21 protein-coding genes are annotated in these 21,933 nt (G+C 65.1%); 8 read left to right on the top strand and 13 right to left on the bottom strand.

Going from position 1 to position 21,933, the window contains the following annotated elements; translation table 11 throughout:
* From NLM15_RS36085 to NLM15_RS36045, 10 genes are all read right to left on the bottom strand, one after another.
* Window positions 1-1,575 (bottom strand): AMP-binding protein, encoded by a 1,575-nt coding sequence (locus NLM15_RS36085; protein WP_254122670.1) that lies wholly within the window; start codon window positions 1,573-1,575, stop codon window positions 1-3.
* A 33-nt stretch (window positions 1,576-1,608) separates the two neighbouring features.
* Window positions 1,609-2,244: a uracil phosphoribosyltransferase gene (upp, locus tag NLM15_RS36080; protein ID WP_254122669.1), complete on the bottom strand. Its 636-nt coding sequence runs from the start codon at window positions 2,242-2,244 to the stop codon at window positions 1,609-1,611.
* A 162-nt stretch (window positions 2,245-2,406) separates the two neighbouring features.
* Window positions 2,407-2,535: a hypothetical protein gene (locus NLM15_RS43635; protein WP_256565537.1), complete on the bottom strand. Its 129-nt coding sequence runs from the start codon at window positions 2,533-2,535 to the stop codon at window positions 2,407-2,409.
* 90 nt (window positions 2,536-2,625) lie between these two features.
* Window positions 2,626-3,012, bottom strand: coding sequence for a hypothetical protein (locus NLM15_RS36075; RefSeq protein ID WP_254122668.1), 387 nt, complete (start codon window positions 3,010-3,012; stop codon window positions 2,626-2,628).
* Between the two features lie 18 nt (window positions 3,013-3,030).
* Complete coding sequence (locus tag NLM15_RS36070; protein WP_254122667.1) at window positions 3,031-3,216, bottom strand: hypothetical protein; 186 nt, start codon at window positions 3,214-3,216, stop codon at window positions 3,031-3,033.
* A gap of 114 nt (window positions 3,217-3,330) precedes the next feature.
* Window positions 3,331-3,729 (bottom strand): hypothetical protein, encoded by a 399-nt coding sequence (locus NLM15_RS36065; RefSeq protein ID WP_254122666.1) that lies wholly within the window; start codon window positions 3,727-3,729, stop codon window positions 3,331-3,333.
* Window positions 3,730-3,754: 25 nt separating this feature from the next.
* Window positions 3,755-4,672, bottom strand: a complete 918-nt coding sequence (gene dapA, locus NLM15_RS36060) for a 4-hydroxy-tetrahydrodipicolinate synthase (protein ID WP_254122665.1) — start codon at window positions 4,670-4,672, stop codon at window positions 3,755-3,757.
* Between the two features lie 18 nt (window positions 4,673-4,690).
* A complete protein-coding gene (locus tag NLM15_RS36055; RefSeq protein ID WP_254122664.1) occupies window positions 4,691-4,948 on the bottom strand; it encodes a hypothetical protein in 258 nt (85 codons plus the stop codon).
* Between the two features lie 133 nt (window positions 4,949-5,081).
* Entirely contained in the window at window positions 5,082-5,342 is a 261-nt protein-coding gene (locus NLM15_RS36050) for a hypothetical protein (RefSeq protein ID WP_254122663.1), read from the bottom strand.
* Window positions 5,343-5,382: 40 nt separating this feature from the next.
* The gene (locus NLM15_RS36045; protein ID WP_254122662.1) at window positions 5,383-5,850 is read right to left on the bottom strand and encodes a hypothetical protein; all 468 of its coding nucleotides are present in this window, start codon (window positions 5,848-5,850) and stop codon (window positions 5,383-5,385) included.
* Between the two features lie 485 nt (window positions 5,851-6,335).
* Between NLM15_RS36045 and NLM15_RS36040 the strand changes: the two genes are divergently transcribed.
* From NLM15_RS36040 to NLM15_RS36015, 6 genes are all read left to right on the top strand, one after another.
* Complete coding sequence (locus tag NLM15_RS36040) at window positions 6,336-6,425, top strand: K(+)-transporting ATPase subunit F (protein ID WP_035698142.1); 90 nt, start codon at window positions 6,336-6,338, stop codon at window positions 6,423-6,425.
* Between the two features lie 112 nt (window positions 6,426-6,537).
* Complete coding sequence (gene kdpA, locus NLM15_RS36035; protein WP_254122661.1) at window positions 6,538-8,241, top strand: potassium-transporting ATPase subunit KdpA; 1,704 nt, start codon at window positions 6,538-6,540, stop codon at window positions 8,239-8,241.
* Window positions 8,242-8,291: 50 nt separating this feature from the next.
* The gene (gene kdpB / locus NLM15_RS36030) at window positions 8,292-10,406 is read left to right on the top strand and encodes a potassium-transporting ATPase subunit KdpB (RefSeq protein ID WP_254122660.1); all 2,115 of its coding nucleotides are present in this window, start codon (window positions 8,292-8,294) and stop codon (window positions 10,404-10,406) included.
* 109 nt (window positions 10,407-10,515) lie between these two features.
* Window positions 10,516-11,121: a K(+)-transporting ATPase subunit C gene (locus tag NLM15_RS36025; protein ID WP_254122659.1), complete on the top strand. Its 606-nt coding sequence runs from the start codon at window positions 10,516-10,518 to the stop codon at window positions 11,119-11,121.
* A gap of 40 nt (window positions 11,122-11,161) precedes the next feature.
* A complete protein-coding gene (locus tag NLM15_RS36020; protein ID WP_254122658.1) occupies window positions 11,162-13,885 on the top strand; it encodes a sensor histidine kinase KdpD in 2,724 nt (907 codons plus the stop codon).
* The gene (locus NLM15_RS36015; protein WP_254122657.1) at window positions 13,882-14,571 is read left to right on the top strand and encodes a response regulator; all 690 of its coding nucleotides are present in this window, start codon (window positions 13,882-13,884) and stop codon (window positions 14,569-14,571) included. Before NLM15_RS36020 ends, NLM15_RS36015 begins: the two co-directional genes overlap by 4 nt.
* A 111-nt stretch (window positions 14,572-14,682) precedes the next feature.
* Here NLM15_RS36015 and NLM15_RS36010 read toward each other — a convergent pair whose 3' ends face one another.
* The gene (locus NLM15_RS36010) at window positions 14,683-15,567 is read right to left on the bottom strand and encodes a Ku protein (RefSeq protein ID WP_254122656.1); all 885 of its coding nucleotides are present in this window, start codon (window positions 15,565-15,567) and stop codon (window positions 14,683-14,685) included.
* A 117-nt stretch (window positions 15,568-15,684) separates the two neighbouring features.
* Between NLM15_RS36010 and ligD the strand changes: the two genes are divergently transcribed.
* Window positions 15,685-18,351, top strand: a complete 2,667-nt coding sequence (ligD, locus tag NLM15_RS36005) for a DNA ligase D (RefSeq protein ID WP_254122655.1) — start codon at window positions 15,685-15,687, stop codon at window positions 18,349-18,351.
* A gap of 129 nt (window positions 18,352-18,480) precedes the next feature.
* Here the strand turns inward: ligD and NLM15_RS36000 are convergent, their stop codons facing one another.
* Complete coding sequence (locus NLM15_RS36000) at window positions 18,481-18,645, bottom strand: DUF3309 family protein (RefSeq protein WP_007595743.1); 165 nt, start codon at window positions 18,643-18,645, stop codon at window positions 18,481-18,483.
* Between the two features lie 180 nt (window positions 18,646-18,825).
* Here NLM15_RS36000 and NLM15_RS35995 point away from each other — a divergent pair, with 180 nt between their 5' ends.
* On the top strand, window positions 18,826-19,143 hold the full coding sequence (locus NLM15_RS35995; protein ID WP_254122654.1) for a polyhydroxyalkanoic acid system family protein: 318 nt from the start codon (window positions 18,826-18,828) through the stop codon (window positions 19,141-19,143).
* 3 nt (window positions 19,144-19,146) lie between these two features.
* Here the strand turns inward: NLM15_RS35995 and treY are convergent, their stop codons facing one another.
* A complete protein-coding gene (treY, locus tag NLM15_RS35990) occupies window positions 19,147-21,933 on the bottom strand; it encodes a malto-oligosyltrehalose synthase (protein ID WP_254122653.1) in 2,787 nt (928 codons plus the stop codon).

Here is a 21,933-nt window from a genome sequence, read left to right as displayed (position 1 = left end):
CTATTCGGAAGCGATCCGTTCCATCGCCATGTCGCGCAGCCGGGCGCGCTGGATCTTCACGCCATTGGCGCTGTCAGTGACCGGAAAGGCATCCACGACGTAGATCCGCGCCGGGACCTTGTAGCCGGCGAGCCGTTCGCGAAGACGCGCAGTCAGCGCCTCCTGCTGCGGTGGTTCCTGGTGCGGGATCACGAAGGCGACGCAGCGTGCGGTCCCCTTCAGATCGACCGCGACGACCTGGGCGTCGGCCACTCCCGTGCAGGATTTGAGCTCGTCCTCGATCTCGCCGGGCGCGACCAGGAAGCCGCCGAGCCGCATGGCGTCGCCCGCGCGGGTCTCGTAGACGAAGGCGCCGTCGCCGCGGAGACGGCCGATGTCACCGGTGCGGAAGAAGCCGTCGGCGGTGATCGCATCGCGCGTTGCGTCCGGGTTGTTGAAATAGCCGAGGAAGCACGAGGGCGCGCTGATCTCGATCTCGCCGGAGACGCCTTGGGCCGCGAGCTCGCCGGTTTCGGTGTCGCGCACGCGCACCTTCGTGTCGGGGGACATCGGCCAGCCGCCGCCCTCGATGCGGTCGGCGAAGGCGTCACTGACGCGGGCGATCGAGAACAGGGCCTGCACCTCGCTCGACCCGTAGAGGCCGAACAGCTTCATGCCGCGCGCCTCGGCCTCTACGGCGAGCTCGCGCCAGCCGGGCTGGAACGCGGCGAAGCCGCAGATCTCGAGATGCGGGAACGGCCGCGGCACATCGGTGAGCGCGAGGATGCGGCGGAACATCTCATCGGAGCCGAACGAGTGGGTGATCTCGTGCTCGTTGAGGATTTTGAGCGCCGGTGCCGCCTCGAAGGCGTCGAGCGCATGGACGGTCGCACCCGCGGCGATGAAGCCGAGCAGGCTCGTCATGCCGAAGGTGCCGCAGAATGGCAGCATGGCCAGCAGCGAATGACGCTGCGGCGAGAGGTTCAGCGCCTTGGCGACGGAGGTGGCGTGCGTGGCCAGCGTCCGCTGCGAATGCGCGACGAGTTTCGGTCCCTTGGTCGTGCCGGACGTGGTGTAGAGCAGCACGGGCAGGTCGACATCGTCCTGGGGTGGCGGGGCTGGTGGATAAGCCTTGTCGAAGGCGTCGAAGCGCACGCAGGGCCAGTGTGCGGGGATCGTATCCGCGCCAACCACTGCGAGCTCCCGCAGCGCCGGAACCTCGTCCCTGGCGATATCGGCGAGGATGGCGGCAAAATCGATCGAGCGGAAGGCGGCCTCGACCACCATCAGCCTGGCGCCAGAGACCTTGAGCAGATGCGCGACCTCAGCGCTGCGGTAGCGCGTATTGACCGCGGCGACGATCGCGCCACAGCGGGCGGCGGCGAACAGCAGCGCGATCCATTCGATCCGGTTGACCAGCCAGACCGCGACCACGTCGCCCTTGCCGATGCCCTGAGCCGCGAGCCAGGCGGCGGTCTGCTCGACCTTCCGTGAAAACTCGGCGCGTGAGACCGGCGTGCCGCCGAACACGAAGGCGGGATCGGAGGCGGGCCCGGTGCCGATCAGCGATTGCAGCGAAAATGGGTTGGCGCTCATGGCAACCGGACTAACCCGATCGCGCAAACCTGTCTACTTGGTGCCGAACATCCGGTCGCCGGCGTCGCCAAGGCCCGGTACGATGTAGCCGTGGTCATTGAGCCGCTCGTCGATCGCGGCGGTCCAGACCGGCACGTCGGGATGCTCGCTCTGGAACTGCGCGATGCCCTCGGGCGCGGCCAGCAGGCAGACGAAACGGATGTCGCGGGCGCCGCGCGCCTTGAGCAGGGAGGCGCCGGCGCAGGCGGAGTTACCGGTCGCCAGCATCGGGTCCATCAGGATCACGGTGCGGTCGGACAGGTCCTGCGGCGCCTTGAAGTAATATTCCACGGCCTGCAAGGTTTCGGGATCGCGGTAGAGCCCGATATGGGCGATGCGCGCCGAGGGCATCAGCGCCAGCATGCCGTCGAGGAAGCCGACGCCGGCGCGCAGGATCGGCGCCAGCGTGAGCTTCTTGCCGGCGATCTTCGGCGCTCGCATCGGCGAGATTGGCGTCTCGATGTCCACCAGCTCCAGCGGCAGGTCGCGCGTCACCTCGTAGCCGAGCAGCATCCCGATTTCGTTCAGGATCTCGCGAAAGCTCTTGGTCGAGCGGTCCTTCTCCCGCATCAGGGAGAGCTTGTGCTGGACCAGGGGGTGGGCGACGACGTTGACGCTGCTTGTGCTCATGAAACCGCTCTACACGGTTCCGTGAAACTGCGCCAGATCGGCCCGGTCTTTCGCTCAGGTCTTTTCCGCGGGGATACGCGGCCTCAGGCGGGCATCGCGACCGCGCTGCGCGTCCGGTTGCTCGCCACGTAGGCAGCCATGGTCGATCGATGGACCGGGGTTCTAAACCCCCAGACCGCGCGCAAGCAGTGTGATCACGAGCGTCAGGATTGCTCCCCAGATCAGGCTCAGCGTCATGGTCAGGATCGTCGTGGTGACCGCCTGCTCCAGATTTCCCTTGAGGAGCTGCATGCTACCTGTCCGAGGCCGTGGCCGCGGTGATGCGCATGCCGAGCAGCAGCGCGCCCATCAATGCAACCAGGATGCCGATCTTGAGCTCGATCATGGCCGTAGCCTTGCCGCGATGCGCGCAAGGAGCTGCCTGGCTCCATCAACCAATACGATCAGGGGATTGCCGCGGTTCTCGATGTCCAGCTCAAAGGTCTCGGAGGGGAATACGAGTGCGCACCGCGCCAGCCCGCTCTGCCGGTTGGCGAAATCGACCGCCGAGCTCTTGAACAGGAACAGACCGCCGACGCGCCCATTCACTTCGCGCGCGACCCAGAGGCCGGCGCCGTTGCGTCCGATGAAGAAGGCGGGGATGGCCGCGCTGACGACATCGGGGTCGAGCGGCTTGAGTGCCGTCGCCTGTTGCGCGTCAGGTCGGCGACGGGTGGCTTGAAGGGCGATCGCGGCCATGGCGGCCTCTTCACACATCTGCAAGGTCATGATGGTCTCCCATGCCCGTCAGGGGAGAAGATGCCAGACATAGATCGTGGTCCTCAGCGCGATCAGCGCTGTGAGCACGCTGCCCATCGTGAGCATGGTCAGCGCGCCGAGCGCGACACGCTTGAGCCGGGCCTTGCGCTCCGGCGAGATCCGCGCAGGGGCCAGGTCAACGGAGTGTTCAAGGCCGTGGGTCAGCATCGACATCTCGATATTCCTTCGTCAGCATGGCGGTGGCCGAGGCCGCCGCAATCTGCCTCGAATGATGGCCATGAGCGCGTAGGATTGCGAGATGCGCGCCGGGCTCGCCGCATAGGAATCTCATAAAGAAGCCGTCCGTCGCGTCGGAAGACCTCTGAACAGATCGCGGTTGCGTTTCGGACGAATTCCGGGCGGGACAGGATCCGAACGTACGATCCCGGCGGCTGATGCAAAAGCCAGCCGCAGCCGCGGCTCGTTGATCTCGCCACAGAAGCGGTCCAGGACCGCTGTCGCGTTCTCTCCCTCGCCACGGATAGCTGCGCAGAGCCGGGAGCTGGATCGGCGGAAGAAGTGGAGTGAGTCATCCGCGTTGCGCCGGTCGAGGCGATCGAGTTCTCCGGCAAGTGCGACGACATTCACCCGGTCGCAATCGTCCAGCGTGACGGCAAAGCGCAGCAGCGCCAATTGCCAGGCACGGAGCAGCCTGTGATGTCCATCGGTTGACGGCGGTGAATTCATGCGAGATCCGATCGAGCCCGAAACGTCAGGCACCGACGCTGTCGATCAGCTCTTCATCGGAGAGCGCAGCGAACGCCCGGACGACCTCCGCGCGAGCGGGAGCGTCCAGCGGCACGATCGGCAGTCGCGTGTCCGGCTGCATCAAGCCAAGCATGCTCAGGGCGAATTTGAGCGCCGCCGGGCTCTCCTTGGCGAGGCACGCGATGAGCGGCATCAGCCGCTTGTCGAGGTAACGGGCGGATTGCAGCCGGCCCTGCCTGACATGTGAGAAGATCGTCCGGCAGAGATCCGGCGCGATGTTGGAGATCTCCGAGATCGCGCCATCGCCGCCGTCCGCGATGAAGCCGAAGGCGGTGCTGTCGTCGCCGGAGAGACAGCGAAAGCCGGCAGGCAGGTGGCGGGACAGCCGCATCGGGCGGGTGATGTCATGGCTCCCGTCGCGCAGGCCCACGAACTGGCGGGATTCGACGAGGCGCAGAAGCGTCTCGTCGGCGAGCGGGCGCAGCGTGCGGGAGGGAGCATCGTGCAGGATCACGGGCAGGCCGACCGAGCCGGCAAGGCTGCGGAAGTGCACGAGCATCCCCTCCTGCATCGGCTTGTTGTAGGCGGGGACCACCGACATGATTGCATCGGCTCCGGCGGCTTCCGCGCGCCGCGCGAGCTCGACGGCGTGGCTCGTTGAATTCGATACCGCGCCGGCGATGATCCGAACGCGGCCGCGGGCGACATCGACCGCGGCGCGAATGACGAGCTCCTGCTCGGCCGACGAGAGCGTTGGCGCCTCGCCTGCCGTCTCGCAGACCACGAGCGCGGGGACGCCGGCGCCGATCTGGCGCTCGCAGAGCGCGGCGAACGCCTTCAGGTCGATCGCGTCGGTCGAATCGAACGGTGTCGGCAGGTCCGGAATGAACCCGGTGAACCAGGCGGAGGGCGGGATGAACATGGCTTTTGCCGGAGGGGTTCAGGCGGCGCGCTTGGGCGCGGCGGCATCGGGCCTTCTGCCCATGTCGAGCTCGATCTCGCGCGGCAGCTCGACGATGGTTTCGGGATGCTGGCCGTTTTCGAACAGCGCATATTTGATCGCCTGCGCGCGGTTGACGAACAGGCCGCCATAGAGGCCGTTCTGTTCCTGGGCGACCCATTGTCCCCGCCGGTTCTTGCCGATGAAGACGATGGTCGAGGGCGAGCTGCACGAGGAGGGAGGTTCGACGAGTTTCACGGATCTATTCCTTCCGATTGACGAAGGTGGCGGACGCATGTCGCGCGGCCACCCGATCAATATCTTTTCAAGCGAATATGATTTCGAGTGAGGCCGTGCGGTGATCTCATAGGAACGTCATAAAGCCTGATGTTCAGGCCAGTTCGTTGACGACATGAACCAGCGCGAACAGTGCACCGAAGGCGACGCCTTCGTCCCAATGATTGAGGAGGGCACCGAACAGCGGCTCGCGCCTGACGAGGCCGGCGAGGGCGCACAGAATGATCGACATCCAGAGCAGGGCGGCGAGGCTCCGCCCGAAGCCGACGCTGCCGAAGGCGGCAAAGGCGGCGAGCAGCGCGATGCGGATGGCAAAACGCGCGATCACCCGAGCAGGGCTCAGGCCCCGCGACATGTCCGAAGATTGCGGCAAGGCGCGAACCTGTCAGGCTGGTTTAGCTGAAATTCTCGCAAGCAACCGGCTCGTAGAGAGCGTCCGGGGCGGGGCGCACGGTGGGAACGCTTGGCCGGGATACCTCCACGGCCAGTGCCTTGACCTCGATGAAGGCCGACAGCAATGCCAGGGCGAGGTCGGCATGCCGGGCTTCGATCGCGGCGTCGAGCCAATCCGGCAGCTCGCGCTCGCGCGACAGCGCGCAATGCCACTCGCCTTCATCATAGGCGATGCGGCGGACCTGCCACAGCGGCAGCTCGAGCTCCATCAGCGCCAGCGCGGCATCGGTCCAGGCCTCCGCATCGACGAAACGCATCACGCGCGCGGTGCGCTCGCTTTGCCCGAGCGAGGGAAAGCGCCGGCAGGTGTGATCGATGACATCGAGCATCAGCGACCGCGTCATCACTGGCGCCGCGCGAAGCCGCTGGTTGAGGGAAGGTCGGGAAAGGCGACGGAGAGCGGCGGTCATGTCAGGCCTCCTGGAGTTGGCGTCGGTCAGTCGGCCGGCCTCTCCAAGATGGCCAAAAGGGCATTTGAAAACGAGATGGGGACGGGGCGGGAGATATAGTGATTTCATAAGTGAGGATGGGAGTGCGCGAGGGGCGCAACGTGCGGCCAATTCCCCTTCTGTCGTCCTCGCGGACATGGGGACTCGGGCGGGCGCTGCCCCCCGCCTTTATGAGATTCCTATATCTTCGCCATAGGCCTCATCTCGAAAACCTATGCCTGTGCTGGCATTTCAGCACGGTCAAAAGTCCCGGCTGGTGGTCGTGGAAATGCGCCAGCATTTCCATCGAGCTTCGCCGGGTCCCCGAGAAGCAGTTGCGCCGGACATGAGGGCGCAATGAGGAGCAATCCCATGATGGACATCCTGATGCTGGCGCTGGGCTTCGCCTTCTTTGCCCTTGCGATCGGCTACACCTATGCCTGCGAACGGCTGTGAGGGAGCGGACCATGATTTTCGATTATGCGCTCGCCGGCGCCGTCTCGTTCGGCCTCCTGATCTATCTCACCTATGCACTGCTGCGGCCGGAACGGTTCTGAGCCGTGCTGCTCCTTGTCGAATTGCTGCTGGCGGACGCCGTGCTGGTCGCCTGCCTGCTGACGTTGCTCCTGCCGCTTTTGCGCCCGGCACCAAGCCTGAAGGGTTGATTCCATGACCATGATCGGTTGGCTCCAGATCATTCTCTTTTGCGTCATTATCGTCGCGCTCGCAAAGCCGCTCGGCTGGTACATGACGGCCGTGTTCAACGGCGAGCGGACGTTTCTGTCGCCGGTGCTGCGGCCGATCGAGGCGGGGATCTACTGGTTCTCCGGCGTCGATGAGAAGCGCGAGCAGCATTGGCTGACCTACACGGTCGCGATGCTGCTTTTTCACGTCGGCGGCTTCCTCATCATCTACGGCGTGATGCGGCTTCAGGCCGTGCTGCCGTTCAATCCTGCCGGGCAGTCGGCGGTGGCCCAGGATCTCTCCTTCAACACCGCGATCTCCTTCATCACCAACACCAACTGGCAGAACTACGGCGGCGAGAGCACGGTGTCCTATCTCGTGCAGATGCTCGGCCTGACGCACCAGAACTTCCTGTCGGCGGCGACCGGCATCGCGCTGGCGGCGGCCCTGATCCGGGGCTTCTCGCGCGCCTCGATGCGCACGGTCGGCAATTTCTGGGTCGACGTCACCCGCACGACGCTCTACGTGCTGCTGCCGATCTGCGTCGTCTACTGCCTGTTCCTGGTCTGGCAGGGCATCCCGCAGACGCTCGGTGATTACGTCGAGGCGACGACGCTCGAAGGCGCCAAGCAGACCATCGCGGTCGGCCCGGTTGCCTCGCAGGTCGCGATCAAGATGCTGGGCACCAATGGCGGCGGCTTCTTCAATGCCAACGCCGCGCATCCCTTCGAGAACCCGACAGCGCTGTCGAACTTCGTGCAGATGCTGTCGATCTTCCTGATCGGCGCGGCCATGACCAACGTGTTCGGCCGCATGGTCGGCAACCAGCGCCAGGGCTGGGCGATCCTCGCCGTGATGGGCGTGCTGTTCCTCGCCGGCGTTGCCGTCACCTATTGGGCGGAAGCCAACGGCACCTCGACCATGCATGCGCTGGGCCTGACCGGCGGCAACATGGAAGGCAAGGAAGTTCGCTTCGGCATCGTCGCGTCCTCGCTGTTCGCCGTGATCACGACGGCCGCGTCCTGCGGCGCCGTCAATGCCATGCATGACAGCTTCACCGCGCTCGGCGGCATGATTCCGCTGATCAACATGCAGCTCGGCGAAATCATCATCGGCGGCGTCGGCGCCGGTCTCTACGGCATGCTGCTGTTCGTCGTGCTCGCGATCTTCGTCGCCGGCCTGATGGTCGGCCGCACGCCGGAATATGTCGGCAAGAAGATCGAGGCGCGCGAGGTCAAGATGGCGATGCTCGCGATCCTGGTGCTGCCGCTGATGTATCTCGGCTGGACCGCGGTCGGCGTGGTCTATCCGGCGGCGGTCGCCTCCATGGCGAATGCGGGCCCGCACGGCTTCACCGAGGTGCTCTACGCCTTCACCTCGGCGACCGGCAATAACGGCTCGGCCTTTGCGGGCCTCACCGGCAATACCTTGTTCTACAACCTCACGCTCGCCAGCGCGATGTTCGTCGGCCGCTTCTTCATGATCGTCCCGGCCATGGCGATCGCCGGCTCGCTGGCCGCCAAGAAATCGATCCCGCCGTCGGCGGGCACGTTCCCGACCACCGGCGGACTGTTCGTCGGCCTTGTCGTCGGCGTGATCCTGATCATCGGCGGCCTGACCTTCTTCCCGGCGCTCGCGCTCGGTCCGATCGTCGAGCATCTCGCGATGAACGCCGGCCAAGTGTTCTGATCGAAAAGTGTTCTGATCGACAGTCTTCTGATGGGTTTGGAGTGACCTCCATGGATACGATGAAACTGCAAAAACGCGCTTCCGTCTCGGCGATGCTCGACCCCAGGATCGTGCTGCCGGCGATCCGCGCCTCCTTCACCAAGCTCGATCCGCGGCTGATGATCAAGAATCCCGTGATGTTCGTGGTCGAGATCGTGGCTGCGCTCACCAGTGTGATCTTCCTGCGCGACCTCGTCACCGGCGGCGCGAATCTCGGCTTCACCTTCCAGATCATCCTCTGGCTCTGGTTCACGGTGCTGTTCGCCAATTTCGCCGAAGCGGTGGCCGAAGGCCGCGGCAAGGCGCAGGCCGATTCGCTGCGCAAGACGCGCACCGAGAGCCAGGCCAAGCTGCTGACCGGCGCCGGCCAGGCGTTCAAGCTCGTGCCGGGCACCAGCCTGAAGGTCGGTGACATCGTGCTGGTCGAGGCGGGCGATACCATCCCGTCCGACGGCGAGGTGATCGAGGGTGTGGCATCGGTCAACGAAGCCGCCATCACCGGTGAATCCGCGCCCGTGATCCGCGAATCCGGCGGCGATCGCTCGGCGGTAACAGGCGGCACGCAGGTGCTGTCCGACTGGATCCGAGTTCGCATCACGGCGGCGCAAGGCTCGACCTTCATCGACCGCATGATCAAGCTGGTCGAGGGCGCCGAGCGCGCAAAGACGCCGAACGAGATCGCGCTCAACATCCTGCTCGCCGGTCTCACCATCATCTTCGTGTTCGCCACCGTCACCATTCCGAGCTATGCGGCCTATGCGGGCGGCTCGATCTCGGTGATCGTGCTGGTCGCGCTGTTCGTGACGCTGATCCCGACAACGATCGGCGCGCTGCTGTCGGCGATCGGCATCGCCGGCATGGACCGCCTGGTGCGCTTCAACGTGCTGGCGATGTCCGGCCGCGCGGTCGAGGCCGCTGGTGACGTCGATACGCTGCTGCTCGACAAGACCGGCACCATCACGCTCGGCAACCGCCAGGCGACTGCATTCCGTCCCGTGCGCGGCGTCACCGAGCAGGAGCTCGCGGACGCAGCCCAGCTCGCCTCGCTTGCCGACGAGACCCCGGAAGGTCGCTCCATCGTCGTTCTGGCCAAGGAGAAATACGGCATCCGCGGCCGCGACATGGCCGAGCTTGGCGCCACTTTCATTCCGTTCACGGCGCAGACCCGCATGAGCGGCGTCGATGCCGGCGGCTCGTCGGTGCGCAAGGGCGCGGTCGATGCCATGCTCAACTATGTCGGCGGCGGCGCACCGCTGGCCGTTGCCTCCGGCAACACCGCGCGCGCGCTGCAGCCCGCCGGGCTCTCGGACATCGGCCGCGAGGTCCAGGCCATTGCCGACGAGATCTCGAAGGCCGGCGGCACGCCGCTGGCGGTCGCCAGGGACGGCAAGCTGCTCGGCGTGATCCAGCTCAAGGACATCGTCAAGGGCGGCATCCGCGAGCGGTTTGCGGAGTTGCGCCGCATGGGCATCCGCACCGTCATGATCACGGGCGACAACCCGATGACGGCCGCGGCGATCGCGGCCGAGGCGGGCGTCGACGATTTCCTGGCCCAGGCAACTCCGGAGGACAAGCTCAAGCTGATCCGCGACGAGCAGGCCAAGGGCAAGCTGGTTGCGATGTGCGGCGACGGCACCAACGACGCGCCGGCGCTCGCGCAGGCCGACGTCGGTGTCGCCATGAACACCGGCACCCAGGCCGCCCGCGAGGCCGGCAACATGGTCGACCTCGATTCCAACCCGACCAAGCTGATCGAGGTGGTCGAAATCGGCAAGCAGCTGCTGATGACGCGCGGGGCGCTGACGACGTTCTCGATCGCCAACGACGTCGCCAAGTACTTTGCCATCATCCCCGCGATGTTTCTGGCGTTCTACCCGCAGCTCAACGTGCTCAACGTCATGAACCTGTCGAGCCCGCAGAGCGCCATCCTGTCGGCGATCATCTTCAACGCGCTCGTCATCATCGGGTTGATCCCGCTGGCTCTGAAAGGCGTTGCCTATCGTGCGGTCGGTGCTGGCGCGCTGCTTCGCCGCAACCTCCTGGTCTACGGCCTCGGCGGCATCGTCATTCCCTTCATCGGCATCAAGGCGATCGATCTCGTGGTCGTTGCCCTGCACCTGGCATAACCCCGTCATTGCGAGGAGCGAAGCGACGAAGCAATCCAGACTGCCTCTGCGAAAAGACTCTGGATTGCTTCGCTTCGCTCGCAATGACGGAAGACATAGGAGACCTAACATGCTCAGAGAAATCCGCCCCGCCATCGTCCTGTTGCTGGTGCTCACCGCCATCACGGGCCTGGCCTATCCGCTCGCGATGACAGCCATTGCCGGCGCGATCTTTCCCGCGCAGGCGCAAGGAAGCCTGATCGAGAGGGATGGCAAGGTGGTCGGCTCCGCCCTGATCGGGCAGGAATTCAAGGACGACAAATATTTCCACGGCCGCCCCTCGGCGACGCTGGCGCCGGACCCGAATGATTCGACCAAGACGGTCTCGGCGCCCTACAACGCCGCCAACTCCGGCGGCTCCAATCTCGGCCCCACCAGCAAGGCGCTGGCCGACCGGCTGAAGGAGGACGTGGACAAGCTCAAGGCGGAGAACCCCAACGCTGCCGTCCCCGAGGATCTGGTCACGACCTCGGCCAGCGGCCTCGACCCCGACATCTCGCCGGAAGCCGCACAATTCCAGGTGCCGCGCGTCGCCAAGGCGCGGAATATGCCGGAAGAGGCGGTGAAGCAGCTTGTGGCGTCCAACGTCCAAGGCCGTCTGCTCGGCCTGCTCGGCGAACCCCGTGTTAACGTATTGGCGCTGAACCTCGCGCTCGATCGCATGGCCGCGAAGTAGCGGTCTAGGCTCGCGGCGCCCCGATGATTATATTGGCAAAATGGTCCGAGAGCGCCGCGATCCCGAACAACGTCCGTCGCCTGAGGCGCTGCTGGAGGCCGCGCGCCGGGAGGAGGGCGTCACCGGCAAGCTGAAGATCTTCGTCGGCGCCGCCCCCGGCGTCGGCAAGACCTACGAGATGCTGCTAAGCGCCCACGCCAGGCGCAAGGCCGGCATCGACGTCGTGGTCGGTTTCGTCGAAACCCACGGCCGCGCCGAGACCGAGGCGCTGGTGCGCGGGCTCGAGGTGATCCCGCGCAAGCGGCTCGACTACCGCGGCCAGATCGTCGAGGAGATGGACCTTGATGCCGTGATCGCGCGGCGGCCGAAAATCGCTCTGGTCGACGAACTCGCCCACACCAATGCGGCCGGCAGCCGTCATCCCAAGCGCTATCTCGACGTCGAGGAGCTGCTCTCCCACGGCATCGACGTCTATTCGGCCGTCAACATCCAGCACATCGAGAGCCTGAACGACGTCGTCGCCCAGATCACCCATGTGCGGGTGCGCGAGACGGTTCCGGATTCGGTATTCGACCGTGCCGACGCGATCGAGCTGATCGACCTCACGCCCGATGATCTGATCCAGCGGCTGAAGGAGGGCAAGGTCTATGTCCCCAGGCAAGCCGAGCGGGCCCTGGACCACTATTTCTCGCCGGGCAATCTGACCGCGCTGCGCGAGCTTGCGCTGCGGCGAACGGCCGAGCGCGTCGACGAGCAGCTTCTCAATCACATGCAGGCCAACGCCATCTCCGGTCCCTGGGCCGCGGGTGAGCGCATTCTGGTCTGTGTCAGCGAGGATCCGCGCGCGGCCGGGCTGGTGCGCTATACGAAGCGGCTCGCCGACCGGCTGCATGCGCCGTTCACCGCGGTCTCGATCGAGACACGGCGATCCCTGCAATTGTCGGACGAGGAACGCGATCGCCTTGCCGACACGCTGCGGCTCGCCGAGGCCCTCGGCGGCGAGGCGCTGACCATTCCGGCCGTCGGCCGGCGCATTGCCGACGACGTCATCAATTTCGCGCAAGGCAACAACGTCACCCAGATCGTGATCGGCAAGTCGACCCGCTCGCGCTGGTTCGAGATGACACGTGGATCGGTCGTGCACGATCTGGTGCGCCGCGCCGGCAACATCAGCGTCCATGTCATCCCCGGCGAGGAACTCGTCGACCAGCCGGCGCCGAAAACGGCGGTGCAGACGGCTGCGCGATCGGACCCGTTCGATGCCCGGCCCTATCTCAAGGCGCTCGGGATTTCCGCGCTCGGCCTTGCTGCCGCCGTGGCCATCAAGCCGTATTTCGGCATCGAGAACGTCGACCTGATGTTCCTCACCGCCGTGGTGACGGTTGCCGTGCGCTACGGGCTGTGGCCGTCGATGCTTGCGAGCGTCGTCTCGTCGTTCGCCTACAATTTCTTCTTCCTGCCGCCGGTCTATACCTTCACCATCACTGATCCGACCAACGTCGCGGCGTTCTTCTTCTTCATGCTGATCGCGTTCGTGGTGTCGAATGTCGCGGGGCGGGTCCGGACCCAGGCCGACACCGCGATCGGCCGTATCCGGACAACCGAGCAGCTCTATGCTTTCAGCCGCAAGCTCGCCGGCACCGGCACGCTCGATGACGTGCTGTGGGCGACCGCCTATCAGATCGCGCTGATGCTGAAGGTCCGCGTGGTGCTGCTGCTGCCGGAGGAAGGCCTGCTCACGGTGAAATCCGGCTATCCGCCCGAGGATGATCTCGATCAGGCCGATCTTGCCGCCGCCAATTGGGCCTGGAGCAACGATCGTCCCGCCGGCCGCGGCTCGGATACGTTGCCGGGTGCCAAGCGGTTGTTCCTGCCGATGCGCACCGGACGCGGTCCGATCGGCGTCATCGGCATCGACAATGATCGTACCGGGCCGCTGCTGACCCCCGACCAGCGCCGGCTGCTCGATGCACTCGTCGACCAGGGCGCATTGGCAATCGAGCGCGTGTTGCTGGTCGAGGACGTCGACCGCGTCAAACGCACGGTCGAATCCGAGCGGCTGCGCTCGGCGCTGCTGACCTCGATTTCGCACGACCTCAAGACGCCGCTCGCCTCCGTGCTCGGCGCGGCCTCGACCATGCGCGATCTCGCCGGGGCACTGTCCGATACCGAGAAGCGCGATCTGCTCGCTACCGTGATCGACGAATCCGAGCGTCTCAACCGCTTCATCGCCAATCTGCTCGACATGACCAAGCTCGAATCCGGCGCCATCGTGCCCAACACGGCGCTGCACGATCTCGGCGAGATCGTCGGCAGTGCGTTGAGGCGGGCAAGCAAGATATTGACGGCGCACAAAGTGGAGCTGGTGCTGGCCGCCGATCTGCCGATGCTTCAGCTCGATGCCGTTCTGTTCGAGCAGGTGCTGTTCAACCTGCTCGACAACGCCGCAAAATATTCGCCGCCCGACACGACGATCGCGATCCGTAGCCAGCGCGAGCGGGATCATGTTGTGCTTCAGATCGCCGACGAAGGCGGCGGCATTCCGCCCGACGAGCTCGAGAGCGTGTTCGACAAGTTCTACCGCGTGCAGAAGGGCGACCATGTCCGTCCCGGCACCGGGCTGGGGCTCGCCATCTCCCGCGGCTTCGTCGAGGCGATGCGGGGCACGATCTCGGCCGCCAACCGCGGCGACCGCAGTGGCGCCGTTCTCACCATCCGTCTGCCCGTTCCGGTACAGACCCACGCATTGGATACCGCCGCATGAGCGCCGCCCCGATCAAGGTTCTGGTCATCGACGACGAGCCGCCGATCCGCAAATTGCTGCGGATGGGACTGACGACGCAGGGATATGAGATCCTGGAAGCGCCGAACGGCAAGACCGCGCTGGAGAAGCTCGGCGAGGAGCCGGCGCTGATCATCCTCGATCTCGGCCTGCCCGACATCCAGGGTCACGAACTGCTGCGCACCATTCGGGCGCGCAATGAGGGCGTTCCGATCGTGGTGCTGTCGAGCCGGGGCGACGAGGCCGGCAAGGTGCAGGCGCTCGATCTCGGCGCCGACGATTATCTGACCAAACCGTTCGGCATGGACGAACTGTTGGCGCGCCTGCGCGCCGCGCTGCGCCATCAGCTTCAGGTGCAGGGCGAACGCCCGATATTCCGCACCGGTGATCTCTCGGTTGATCTCGTCCGCCGCATCGTCAAGCTCGGCGAGCGCGACATAAAGCTGTCGCCGAAGGAATATGACCTGCTGCGCGTGCTGGTGCAGCACGCCGGCAAGGTGCTCACCCACCGTTTCCTGCTCAAGGAGCTCTGGGACGAGCTGACCGACGCGCAATATCTGCGCGTCTATGTCCGCCAGCTCCGCCAGAAGATCGAGGCCGATCCGGAACGTCCGCAATATGTGCTGACGGAGACGGGGATCGGGTATCGGCTGAAGGCGGGGGATTAATTCCCCGCGGAACCGTAGGATGGGTAGAGCGAAGCGAAACCCATCATGCTTCCGCGCCCGCCGATGTGTGATGGGTTTCGCTTCGCTCTACCCATCCTACGATAACCACAGTCACCCCGCCTTCCTCTGCCGCGCTGTCGACCTGTGTGTCTTCTTCGCCGCCTGCCGCCGCCCCGTCGTCCGTCGCGCGTTCGACTTCGCTGCCGTCTTTTTCCCGCCGCGCCCCTTCAAGCTCTGCTTCAGCGCGTCCATCAGGCTGACGACGTTGCTCGGCCGCTCTTCCGGCTCCGGCAGCTCGATCTTCTTGCCGCTAGCCTTGCGCTTCACCAGTGCCTTCAGCGCGGTCTCGTACTCGTCCTTGAACTTGCTGGGGTCGAAATGCGAGGCCTTGGTGTGGAGGATATGGCCGGCGAGCTCGACCATGTCCTTGGTGATCTTCGGGCTCTTGATATCGTCGAAGAACTGGTCCTCCTCGCGCAGCTCATAAGGAAAGCGCAGCGTGGTGCCCAGCAGGCCCTTGCCGAGCGGCTTGATCGCGATGATGTGCTCGCGATTGGTGAGCACGATTTTTGCGAGCGCGACGCGATCCTGATCCTTCATGGCATCGCGGATCACGGCAAAGGCGTCGATCGCGGCCTTGCCGTCGGGCGCGACGTAATAGGGGTGGTTGAGGTAGCGCTGGTCGATCTCCTCGCTCGGGACGAAACTCTCGATGTCGATGGTGTGATTGCTCTCGATCTGGACCACCTCGAGCTCCTCCGGCTCGATCTCGACATATTTGCCCTTGCGCAGCTCGTAGCCGCGTCCCTTCTGGTCGCTCTCGACCACGTCACCGGTCTCGGAGTCCACCATCTGCTGCTTGAGCCGGTTTCCGGTCTCGCGGTTGATCATGTGAAACCGCGTCTTCTCGGCCGCGGTGGTCGCCGGATAGAGCACGACCGGGCAACTGACCAGCGAGAGCTTTAACGTTCCCTTCCAATAGGCGCGCGGGGCCATTCCGTTCTCCAGTGTTTCAAGGCATTTTGGAACCCCAACCACCCCATCGGGTTTTGGTTCCGGGTGGGACTTCGGCCGTGATAGGCTCCAACGCGATTAGAGAATGCGGGACCGGTCGTGCTGCGAAAACTCTCCACATACCGACAGAAGCGTGATTTCGAGAAGACCCCGGAGCCGTCGGGCAAGACGGCAGTGGCGCCCTCGAAGCAGCGGCGCTTCGTGATTCAGAAGCACGATGCGACGCGGCTGCACTATGACCTGCGGCTCGAGTTCGACGGAGTGTTCAAGTCGTGGGCGGTGACCAAGGGACCCTCGCTCGATCCGCATGACAAGCGGCTGGCGGTCGAGGTCGAGGACCATCCGCTCGACTACGGCGATTTCGAAGGTACGATTCCGGAAGGGCAGTATGGCGGCGGCACGGTCATGCTCTGGGATCGCGGCACCTGGGAGTCCGAGGATCCCGAGCGCGGCTTCAAGAAAGGCGATCTGAAGTTCACGCTGCATGGCGACAAGCTGCACGGAAGCTGGGTGCTCGTGCGCATGCGCAGCGACCGCACCGGCGGAAAGCGCACCAATTGGCTCCTGATCAAGCATCGTGATGAATATGTCCGCGAGGGTGCGGACAACGACATTCTCGACGAGGACAAGTCCGTTGCGTCCGGCCGTGCGATGGATCAGATCGCCGATGGCAAGGGCCGCGCGCCAAAGCCGTTCATGCTGACGAAGGGTGCCAAGACCAAGGCCGATGCGGTCTGGCAGTCCAACCGGGCCGAGGAGCCGAAAGGGCGCACCGTCAAGCCGGCGCCGCGCACGGCGTTGCAGGGCGGGAAGGGAGCAAGGAAGAAAGCGACGACCGCGACAAATGCGAAAGAAGTCTCGGAGATGCCGGACTTCGTCGCGCCGCAGCTCTGCACCTCGGTCGAGCGGCCGCCGGGCGGCGATGGCTGGTGCCACGAGATCAAGTTCGACGGCTATCGCGTCCAGCTCCGCGTCGAGGACGGCGAGGCGACGCTGAAGACGCGCAAGGGCCTCGACTGGACCGACAAGTTCGCGGCGATCGCGAAAGAGGCGGGCGAGCTTCCCGACGTCATGATTGACGGTGAGATCGTGGCGCTCGATCACAACGGAGCGCCGAATTTCTCCTCGCTCCAGGCCGCGCTGTCGGACAGCAAGACCGAGGACCTGATCTTCTTTGCCTTCGACCTCCTGTTTGCCGAGGGGCTCGATTACCGGCGCCTGCCGCTCGGCGAGCGCAAGGACCACCTTAGGGAACTGCTGGAAGCACGCAGGAAGAGATCGGGCCAGGTCCGCTATGTCGAGCATTTCGAGAGCGGCGGCGATGCCGTGCTGCAATCGGCCTGCAAGCTCGAGCTCGAAGGCGTGGTCTCGAAGAAGCTGGACGCGCCGTACCGGTCGGGACGCACGGAGAGCTGGACCAAGGCGAAGTGTCGCGCCGGACATGAGGTCGTGATCGGCGGCTACAAGACTACCAACGGAAAATTCCGCTCGCTGATGGCCGGCGTGCATCGCGGCGATCATCTTGCCTTCGTCGGCATGGTCGGTACCGGTTTCGGCGCCGACAAGGTCAAGCGCATCATGCCGTCGCTGAAGGCCGTGGAGGCCAAGGAGAGTCCTTTCGGCGGCAAGAATGCCCCGAAGAAGACGCGCGACGTCCACTGGCTGAAGCCGGAGCTCGTCGCCGAAATCGAGTTTGCCGGCTTCACCGCCGACGGCAATATCCGCCAGGCCGCGTTCAAGGGCCTGCGGCAGGACAAGCCGGCCGAGGAGGTCGAGGCGGAGACGCCTGCCGATACCAAATTGGCAAAACCGTCCCCAAGAAAGCGCGCCGCGCCGAAGTCTGCCAGGAAAGACTCGGGCACCGCCGAGGTGATGGGTGTCGTGATCTCCAAGCCGGACAAGGCGCTCTGGCCCGATGGCGGTGACGGTGAGGGCGTCACAAAACTCGATCTCGCGCGCTACTTCGAGGCCGTCGGGTCCTGGATGATCGAGCACATCAAGGGCCGTCCCTGCTCGATCGTGCGTGCGCCAGACGGCATCGGCGGTGAAAAATTCTTCCAGCGCCATGCCATGCAGGGCACCTCGAACCTGCTTGAACTCGCGAAAGTCTCGGGCGATCGCAAGCCATATTTGCAGATCGATCGTGTCGAGGGGCTTGCCGCGGTCGCGCAAATCGGCGGCGTCGAGTTGCATCCCTGGAATTGTGCCCCGAACGCCTACGATACGCCGGGCCGGCTGGTGTTCGATCTCGATCCGGCGCCGGATGTCGAGTTCGCCGACGTGGTGGACGCGGCCAGGGAGATGCGGCAGCGCCTCACCGATGTCGGTATGGAAAGCTTTTGCAAGACCACCGGCGGCAAGGGCCTGCACGTGGTGGTGCCGCTGCTGCACGGCGCGCGCGACAAGGTGAGCTGGAAGGAGGCCAAGGCGTTCGCGCAAGGCGTTTGCCAGTGGATGGCCGACGACGATCCCGAGCGCTATCTGCTGAACATGGCGAAGAAGCTGCGCAACGGAAAGATATTCCTGGATTATTTGCGCAACGACCGCATGTCGACGGCGGTAGCCCCGCTGTCGCCCCGCGCGCGCGATGGCGCGACCGTGTCGATGCCCCTGACGTGGGCGCAGGTGAAGGGTGATCTAGATCCGAAGCGGTACACGGTGCGGACTGTGCCGGGCCTGCTGACGCGATCGAAGGCGTGGGAAGGCTATGAAGACGCGGCTGCGTCGATCAAGCCGGCGATGAAGAAGCTGGCGGGGAAGCGGTAGGTCGTGCTCCGGATGCTACGCTCGTAGGGTGGGCAAAGCGCAAGCGTGCCCACCGACTTTCTCGCGGGAGGGAGAAGGTGGGCACGGCGCAAGAGCGCCTTTGCCCACCCTACGGCATCGCGAATATCGCTAGATCCGTCCCAGCAGCAGAAGGATCAGCAGAATAACGATGACGAGCCCGAGTCCGCCGCCGCCGTAATAGCCGGTGCCGTAGAACGGGCCGCCGCCGATGCCGCTGAAGCCGCCGAGCAGGGCGATGACCAAAATGATCAGAATAATCGTACCGATAGACATGCGAGTCTCCTCCAGCCCTTTGTTGAAAGGGTCGTTGCACCTGTCCCTTGTGCGAGGGCAACTTGCCGCAGGTTTTATAGTTCCCCCATTGAAACACGGCGAACGGGTCCAACTTGCATGGAACCTTTGCCTGTGCAGCCGGCATGATTATGTGAGGATCAGTCACCGCAGGGCAGCGCCATGTCAGCACCGCTTGTCGTCTCCATTCCGCATCGTCTCGGCCGCGAGGAAGCCGTGCGCCGGCTCAAGACCGGGCTTGGCCGCGCCGCAGCCAGCATTCCCGTGATGCAGGTCGAGGAGGAGCGCTGGAACGGCGACAGCATGAATTTTCGCATCCGCGCGCTCGGGCAGATCGCGAGCGGTCAGGTCGATGTCGCCGACGATCACGTCAAGGTCGAGGTGGTGCTGCCGTGGCTGTTGCAGCGTTTCGCCGAGATGGCGCAGGCGACCATCCGCAAGCGCGGGCAGCTTCTGCTCACCAAGGATGAGGGAAAGTAGGCGTCAGCTGCGCGCGCGCTGTTGCCTCGGTCTCGCAGCGCTGGCGGCGCGGGCTTCGATGACGGCAGCAGGAAAATCACGGAAAGCCTGCGCGAGCGGTAATTCATGGCCCGCAAGGCCCGGCACGGTGTAGCCGTTGATGTCGACCGCCGCGTCAACATCCTCGAACGCGGGCCATTGTCGGCCTTCCTGCGTGAAGGGTGCAAATTGGCGTCCGACCACGACGATCGCAGCCGCGCGGCCGTGTCGGCGGGCAAACGCAATGACGTGGTCCGCATGCCCGCCGCGGACCTCCAGCGGCTGATACTCGCCCTGCGCGAAAACGTCGGAAAGCTCGTTGCGGAGTTTGAGCAGGTGCCGCGTCCAGGCCAGCTTGAGCTGGCCGTCCGGCCAGGTCTCGATCAGCCCGTGCCAGTCCGGCGCATCCAGTGACGTCAGCGCCGTGCGCCGCGCGGCAAAATCCACGGGACGGCGGTTGTCGGGATCGACCAGCGACATGTCCCAGAACTCGGTGCCCTGGTAGAAGTCGGGTACGCCCGGCTGTGTCGCCTTGAGCGTAAGCTGGCTCAGCGAATTCAAGGCGCCGAGCAGCGCGACGCGACGCGCCAGGGTTTGCAGCGCCTCCAGGAATTCGCGGGACAACGCGGGGTCGAGGATCTTCTCGATGAAGCTCTTGACGCCGTTCTCATAGGGCTCGTGCGGGTTGAGCCAGCTGGTCTCCTCCTTGCCCTCGCGCGCCGCCTTCAGCGCATAGGCCTGGATGCGCTCGACGAAGCCGGCATCGGCCGGCGCCTGCAGCGACCAGGCGCCGAGCAGGGTCTGGTAGAGCATGTATTCGAACGTCGCTGAGGGGGCCCGCAGATTGCCGTTGAGCACGATGTGCGGCGCGTTCAGGACTTTCCAGCGTGCCACGGCACTGGTCCATTCGCCGGGAATTTCACTCAGGGCAGCGATCCGCGCGCGGGCATCCTCGCCGCGCTTGGTGTCGTGGGTCGCGGTCGCCGTCATCCCTTGCGGCCAATCCTTGGCGCGCGCTCGCATGGCCTCGTGGAAGGCAGGTATCGTGAGGCCGTTGCTGGCGGGATCGCCGCCGACCTCGTTCAGGGCAAGCAGCCGGTGGAATTGATAGAACGCGGTGTCCTCCAGCGACTTCGCCATCATCGGTCCCGTGAACTGCTGCACCTTCAGCGCGAAGCGGCGCACCCGCGGGGCGCTGTGCGGGGGACGGCCGGGCTTGAGCAGGTCCATGGTCAGCGCGTCGCGCAGGAAGTCGAAAATGCCCTCGTCCGCGGCGAACCATTCCGCGCGGGCGTGTTCGATGGTGTCGTCGATCAGCTTGCGGTCGAGCGCAGTCGGGCCGCTATGCGTCAGGTAGGTGCGGTAGACCGGGAAGTGCAGCACATAGAGCTCGAGCGCCTGCCGCAGGCTGTCGGCGGAGAAATCGCGGGTTGAGTAATGGCCGTTGGCGATGCGCGCGAGCAGGCGCGTGAGCACGGTGAATTCGCTGGTCAGCAGCGTCTCCAGCACGCGCCGCTTGGCCTCCTTGACGTAAGGCGCCAGCCGCGGCGGGCGGTTGCTGATCTGCCGCCAGGTCTCGTTCAGCGCGTCCAGCCCTTTCGCCTCGACCAGGACCTGGGTGATGACGTTCATCCACTCATAGCCCGTGGTGCCCTGAACGCCGGCAAAATGCGGCAGGCGCTCGTGCTCGCACAATATTTTCTCGATCACGGTATAGAACGGCTTTGTGTTGCCTTGCGCGTCGCGCACCAGCCGGCGCAGCCGCTGGCAATATTGTGCGGGATCGCGCAGGCCGTCGATGTGATCGAGGCGAATGCCTTGCAGCTTGCCGTCGGCAATGAGCTGCTTCACCAGCCGGTGCGTGGCGGCGAACGTGCTCGCGTCCTCGACGCGCAGGCCCGCGAGCCCGTTGACGTCGAAGAAGCGGCGATAATTGATGTCACTGGAGGCAAGCCGCCAGTGCCCGAGCTTGTAGTGCTGGCGCTCCAGCAGATGATGCAGCGCCAGCGTCTGCGCCGGGCGATCCCTGGCGGAACGATAGGCGGCGAGACCACGTACGATGATGTCGGCGCTGCCTGCGATCTCCTTGAGCTCCGCCTTGAAGCCGGGCGCTTCCTTGCGGTTGGGGCGGCGCAGCCCCGTGTAGCGGGCCGCGAGCGCGAGCAGGCGCTTGCCGGCGTCGGTCTCGGCGGCGTCGGCTTCCTTCACGATCATGCGCAGCATTTCGCCATAGCGCTCCGGTGCGATCGGCAGGCGATGCTCGAAATACCAGGCGGAGAAACTGCCTTCGTCGGGATCGTACTGCAGCTCGATCTCGCCGCGCTCCAGCGCCTCGCCATAGGGCGAGCCGAGGATCGGCAGCAGCACGCCGCCACGCGCGCGATAGGCCAGTTGATCCCAGTCGATGTCGAAGGAAACCGCGTGCGGCGAGGCTTGCCCCCATTCCAGCACGTCGAGCCACCAGGGATTGTCGGCGAAATGCACGCCGACATGGTTCGGCACGAAATCGATGATGAGGCCGAGGTCGTGCTGCTCGAGGGCGTCGCTCAGCCGCGCAAAGCCGGTCTCCCCGCCGAGCTCGGGATTGAACTGGCCGTGATCGACGGTGTCGTAGCCGTGGGTCGAGCCCTTGCGCGCCTTCATCACCGGCGAGGCGTAGAGATGCGTGATCCCCAGCGCCTTGAGATAGGGAACGACCGCGGCGGCCTTGTCGAAGTCGAAATCCGCGGTGAGCTGAAGCCGATAGGTCGCAAGAGGAATGGCAGGAGGCAT

The sequence above is a fragment of the Bradyrhizobium sp. CCGB20 genome (genome assembly GCF_024199855.1).
Taxonomy (GTDB): Bacteria; Pseudomonadota; Alphaproteobacteria; order Rhizobiales; family Xanthobacteraceae; genus Bradyrhizobium.
Note: the sequence above shows the minus strand (reverse complement) of the source record. Positions and strands in the feature narration are given on the sequence as shown.